Raw genomic sequence first — 5,133 nt, 5'->3', positions numbered from 1 at the left:
CCGTTGACGCGAATGGCGTTCTCGAACGCTTGCCTGGTGAGGATCTCCGCGATCGTCACGTCCCTGCGCACCAGATCGACGATCTGGCGTCCGGCCATCTGGGCGAGCACGCCACGGCGCGAATCCACCGCCGGGATCGCGGCGTTGTCCGGCATGCCGATGCCGAGCGCTTCGACCATGCTGGCCATGGTCGAGGCTGTGCCCATCGTCATGCAGCTGCCCGCCGATCGGCTTTGGCCCTGCTCGGCGGCGAGGAAGTCGGCAACCGGCATGCGGCCGGCTTTAACCTCCTCGGCGAATTTCCAGACATGCGTGCCCGAGCCGATGTCCTGGCCGCGGAACTTGCCGTTGAGCATCGGCCCGCCGGAAACGGCGATGGTCGGCAGGTTGCACGATGCGGCGCCCATCAGCAGCGCCGGTGTGGTCTTGTCGCAACCGACCAGCAGGATGACGCCATCGATCGGATTGCCGCGGATGGACTCTTCGACATCCATGCTGACCAGATTGCGAAACAGCATGGCGGTGGGGCGCATGTTGCTCTCGCCCAGCGACATCACCGGAAATTCGAGCGGCAGGCCGCCGGCTTCATAGACGCCGCGCTTCACGTGATCGGCCAGCGCCCGCAGATGCGCGTTGCATGGGGTCAATTCCGACCAGGTGTTGCAGATGCCGATCACCGGGCGGCCGTCGAAAGCGTCGGCGGGAATGCCCTGGTTCTTCATCCAGCTGCGGTGCATGAAGGCGTTCTTGCCCTCACCGCCGAACCAGGCCTCGGACCGCAGTTTGCGTTTGGTGTCGGTCACGATGTCTGTTCCCGTTCCTGGCGGCGCTTGTTGCGGTTTTCGACGCTGCGGCGCACGTCCTCCTCGGCATTGTCGATGAGGACCAGCAGCGCCTTTTGTGCGCCGGTCGCGTCGCCGGCGGCGATCTTTTCGGCGACTTCCCGGTGCAGCGGCAATGAGGGGCGCTGCCCTTCCGGATTGTCGTTGGAAAGACGAAAGCTCGTCACCAATGCGGTTTCGACCAGTGCCGCCAGCGAGCCGATCAGCTCATTGCCGGTCATGCGCAGTATGGTCTGGTGGAACAAAAGGTCAGGCTTGGCGAAGCGGTCGCCGTCGTCGACCACCGCCTCCATTTCGACCAGAGCTGCATTGATCTCGGCGATCTGCGCTGGCGTGGCGCGCTGGGCCGCAAGCGCTGCCGACATCGGCTCGATGGCCCTGCGCAATTCGAACAGCGCCCGGACATCGTCGGCGCTGACACCGCTGGCATAGCGCCATGACAGGACGTCCGGGTCGAGGAAATTCCAGTCGGCACGAGGACGCACCCTTGTGCCGGTCTTCGGCCGCGATTCGACCAGCCCCTTGCCCGCCAACACCTTGATCGCCTCGCGCAGCACCGTGCGGCTGACCCCCAGCATCTCGCTTGAATCGTCGGCATTGGGCAGTGCCTCGCCGGGCAGGAAATCGCCTTGAACGATGCGCAATCCGATTTGCTCGACGACGGTCGCATGCAGAGCGGTGGAGCCGCTGGAAACCGCCACCGCGACTCTCGACGTACGCGCCATACTGAAAGATTTGTTATTCTTCATACTATTCATATGATATGTCTTATCGGCATTGCGATTGGAGTCAAGGGATGGGGGAGTGCCGATGACAAAGAATTCCGCTGCCGTTGCCGAGCAGCACCAAGGGCTGATCTCGATCAGCGACGGCATTGCGACCGTGGAGATCGCGCCGGCCGCCGGCGGCGCGCTGGCGTCGTATCGCTGGCGGCAAAACGGATCCGTCGTGGATTGGCTGCGCCCTGCTGACCCGGCGGCGATCGGCCGCCGCGATGCCGGCGCCATGGCCTGCTTCCCGCTGGTTCCCTATTCCAATCGCATAAGGGGCGGTCGCTTCGCATTCGCCGGCCGCACCGTCGAACTGCCGACCAACTCGGACGATCCGCACTATGAGCACGGCCATGGCTGGCGTCGATCATGGACAGTCGTGCGGCACGAAGCCAGCAGCACGGTCCTATCCTATCGCCATGCTGCCGATTCCTGGCCGTGGAGCTATGAGGCAAGGCAGGCCATCTCGCTGATCGATGGCGGGCTGGCGATTGCCCTCTCGCTGCGCAACCTTTCGGACACGCCGATGCCGGCAGGCTTTGGCCTACATCCCTATTTTCCGTCGACGCCGTGGACACATGTCCAGGCGCGGGTGTCCGGCATGTGGGAAACCGATGCGGAAATCCTGCCCACCATCCACATACCGCCGCCGCCGGGCGCCAACCCGACCACGGGCTTCGACGTGTCGGAGACGGACTTCGACACGGTCTTCACCGGATGGTCGCGCCGCGCCCGGATCTCCTGGCCGGAGCATGGACGGCAACTGGACATCGAGGCCGAGGCGCCACTCGATTTCCTTGTCCTCTACACGCCGCCCGGCGAGCCGTTCTTTTGCGCCGAACCGGTCAGCAACATCACCGATGCCTTCAACCGCAGGGCTGACACGGGCATCGAGACCGGCTGCATCGTACTGGCGCCCGGGCACATGAGGTCCGCAAGCGTTCGCTTCACGCCTTCGCGGGAGATCTGATCGCCAGTCTGAGCCGCATCAACTGCTTTGCCTCGCCGCTTCGCGGATGGTCTGCAGCAGGATGGAGAAGGCCGGCGAGGGCGCCGTGTCGGTCCGCATCGTCAGGCCGACCGGTCCTTTGGTTTCCTCGGTGTCGACCGGCAGGGCGATGAAGGCGCCACTGCCGAGTTCATTGGCGACGACGCCTGCCGAAATGATCCAAACCGCATCGCTCTGCCGCAGGAAGGCGCGGCCGAAGGAGTCCGAGACGGTTTCGATCTCGGTTGCCGGCGCCGTCATGCCGTTGGTGATGAACAGGCGGTCGACGAAAGGGCGGATGACCGATTCCCGTGTCGGCATCAGCGCCGGGAACTCGTCGAGCCGCGCGAACACGTCCTGTCCGGGCTCAAGCAGCGGATGTCGCGCCCGCACCACGAACAGCACCTGTTCGGAGTAGAGATGCTCGAAGAAGAAGCCGGTCATGTTCTCCGGCGCCGCCAACCGTCCGACGACGAGATCGAGCGCGCCGGTGCGCAACTGTTCGAGCAGCACCGCGTTCTCGCCGGTGACGATCTTGATCGCCGCACCGGTGCTCTCTTTGAGGAACAGGCTCATGGCAAGCGGCATCACCCGCGCCGACACCGTCGGCAGCGCGCCGATGCGGATCGGGTGCCGGTTGACCGCTCCGTCCTGGCGGACGGAATCGACGCCTTGCTTGAGCGCCGTGATCGCCGTGGCGGCGTGGCGAAGGAAGATCTCGCCGATGCGCGTCAGTCGGATGCCGCGGCCGTCGCGCTCCACCACCGCAACCCCCAGCGCCTCTTCCAGTTCGCGCAATGTCTTGGTCACCGCCGGCGGGCTGACATGCAGCAAGTCAGCCGCTCGCGCCACGCTCCCCTGCCGCGCAACTTCCAGGAATGCCTGCAGGTGACGGAACCGAATGCGGCTCTCGGACATGGATTCGATAACCCCTGAGTTAATGAAACGCCAAAAAATATCATTTTACCGAACCAAACGCCTTGTGCAATGTGAGGGCGGAGGATCGAAACCGTGCCATTCGTCACCATCGGCGGCATCACGCTGCACCATCGCCACATCAAGGCGACCGGCAATGCGCGCCCAATCGTATTCATCAATTCGCTCGGCACCGACTTCCGGATCTGGGACGAAATTGTCTCGACGTTCGATGGTGAAATGCCGCTGCTGGTGTATGACAAGCGCGGCCACGGACTGTCCGACATCGGCGACATCAGGTCGATCGACGATCACGTCGATGACCTCTCGGCGCTCATCGATCATTTCGGCTTGAGCAAGGTCGTGCTGTGCGGCCTGTCGGTCGGCGGCATGATCGCGCAGGGGCTCTATGCCAGGCGGCCTGAAATCGTCGAAGGCCTGATCCTTTGCGATACGGCACACAAGATCGGCACGACAGACAGCTGGAACACACGCATCGCGACTGTCGAAAGCAAGGGCATCCAGGCGATTGCCGATGGCGTGCTCAAAGTGTGGTTCACCCCCGCCTTCCACGCGGCGCGTCAGGCCGAGCTCGACGGTTACTGGAACATGATGACGAGGCAAGCGCTTGCAGGTTACGTCGGGACTTGCGCGGCCGTTCGCGATGCCGATTTCACCGATGCTGCACGCCGCATCGCGGTGCCGACGCTCTGCGTCGCCGGCGACCAGGATGGCTCGACACCTCCCGATCTCGTCCGCTCGCTGGCCGAGCTGATCCCCGGCGCGCGCTTCGAAATGATCCGCGACGCTGGACACATTCCTTGCGTCGAACAGCCTGAAGCGCTCACCGCCCTGATCCGCAGTTTTATCGCGTCGCTTGCCCCTGGAGCAGAAACCCATGGATGAAGTCTCCGGCGATGCAGCCAGATATCGCACCGGCCTCGCGGTGCGGCGCTCGGTGCTTGGCGACCGCCATGTCGAGCGCGCCGAGGTCGCCGCCACCGATTTCGACCAGCCTTTCCAGGAGCTGATCACCGAGGCCGCCTGGGGAACCGTGTGGGCGCGGCCGGGCTTGACCAGGCGTGAGCGTTCGATCGTCACGCTGGCGCTGCTGGCCGCACTCGGCCATGATGAGGAGGTTGCTATGCATGTGCGCGCCACCGTCAACACCGGTGCCTCGCGCGACGATATCTGCGAGGCGTTCCTGCATGTCGCCATCTATGCCGGCGTGCCGGCCGCCAACCGTGCCTTCAAAATTGCCAAGGACGTGTTTTCGGAAATGGACGGAAGCCAGAATGACCGCTGAGTCCGGCTCGAACCGGAGGCCCGAGACCGGCGCCTTCTTCCAGCGCGACCGGACCTGGCATCCGTCTGTTCTGACACCGAATTACAAGACCTCCGTGCTGCGCTCGCCGCAGAAGGCGCCGCTGCCGTTCGACAACACGCTGTCGGAGATTGCAGGCCCGGTCTTCGGTCACGCCATGCTCGGCAAACTCGACGCCGACCTGATCCACAATTTCGCCAGGCCCGGCGAGAGCGCGCTCGGCGAGCGCATCATCGTCCATGGCCGGGTGCTCGACGAACGCGGTGTTGGCGTACCCGGCGCGCTGCTCGAATT

The 5,133-nt window shown here is 64.3% G+C and carries 6 protein-coding genes and 1 pseudogene; 4 read left to right on the top strand and 3 right to left on the bottom strand.

Going from position 1 to position 5,133, the window contains the following annotated elements; genetic code table 11:
• Both EN914_RS23710 and EN914_RS23705 read right to left on the bottom strand, forming a co-directional pair.
• A partial coding sequence (locus EN914_RS23710) for a dihydroxy-acid dehydratase (RefSeq protein ID WP_206527226.1) occupies nucleotides 1–803 on the bottom strand: 803 nt, incomplete at its 3' end.
• Nucleotides 800–1,543, bottom strand: coding sequence for a FadR/GntR family transcriptional regulator (locus tag EN914_RS23705; protein WP_081714243.1), 744 nt, complete (start codon nucleotides 1,541–1,543; stop codon nucleotides 800–802). The genes EN914_RS23705 and EN914_RS23710, both read right to left, overlap by 4 nt.
• Before the next feature lie 109 nt (nucleotides 1,544–1,652).
• Between EN914_RS23705 and EN914_RS23700 the strand changes: the two genes are divergently transcribed.
• Complete coding sequence (locus EN914_RS23700) at nucleotides 1,653–2,582, top strand: aldose 1-epimerase (RefSeq protein ID WP_024502546.1); 930 nt, start codon at nucleotides 1,653–1,655, stop codon at nucleotides 2,580–2,582.
• An 18-nt stretch (nucleotides 2,583–2,600) separates the two neighbouring features.
• On the opposite strand, the gene pcaQ is transcribed toward EN914_RS23700, so the two are convergent.
• On the bottom strand, nucleotides 2,601–3,518 hold the full coding sequence (gene pcaQ / locus EN914_RS23695; RefSeq protein WP_024502547.1) for a pca operon transcription factor PcaQ: 918 nt from the start codon (nucleotides 3,516–3,518) through the stop codon (nucleotides 2,601–2,603).
• A gap of 93 nt (nucleotides 3,519–3,611) precedes the next feature.
• Here pcaQ and pcaD point away from each other — a divergent pair, with 93 nt between their 5' ends.
• The 3 genes and pseudogenes from pcaD to EN914_RS23680 all read left to right on the top strand — a co-directional run.
• On the top strand, nucleotides 3,612–4,421 hold the full coding sequence (gene pcaD, locus EN914_RS23690) for a 3-oxoadipate enol-lactonase (protein WP_024502548.1): 810 nt from the start codon (nucleotides 3,612–3,614) through the stop codon (nucleotides 4,419–4,421).
• Nucleotides 4,414–4,821, top strand: coding sequence for a 4-carboxymuconolactone decarboxylase (pcaC, locus tag EN914_RS23685; RefSeq protein ID WP_024502549.1), 408 nt, complete (start codon nucleotides 4,414–4,416; stop codon nucleotides 4,819–4,821). Before pcaD ends, pcaC begins: the two co-directional genes overlap by 8 nt.
• Nucleotides 4,811–5,133, top strand: a pseudogene (locus tag EN914_RS23680) (protocatechuate 3,4-dioxygenase subunit beta); the annotation flags it as partial. The gene pcaC and the pseudogene EN914_RS23680, both read left to right, overlap by 11 nt.

The sequence above is a fragment of the Mesorhizobium sp. M7A.F.Ca.CA.001.08.2.1 genome (assembly GCF_003998455.1).
Classification (GTDB): domain Bacteria; phylum Pseudomonadota; class Alphaproteobacteria; order Rhizobiales; family Rhizobiaceae; genus Mesorhizobium; species Mesorhizobium ciceri.
This window is presented reverse-complemented; position numbering and strand designations above follow the sequence as displayed.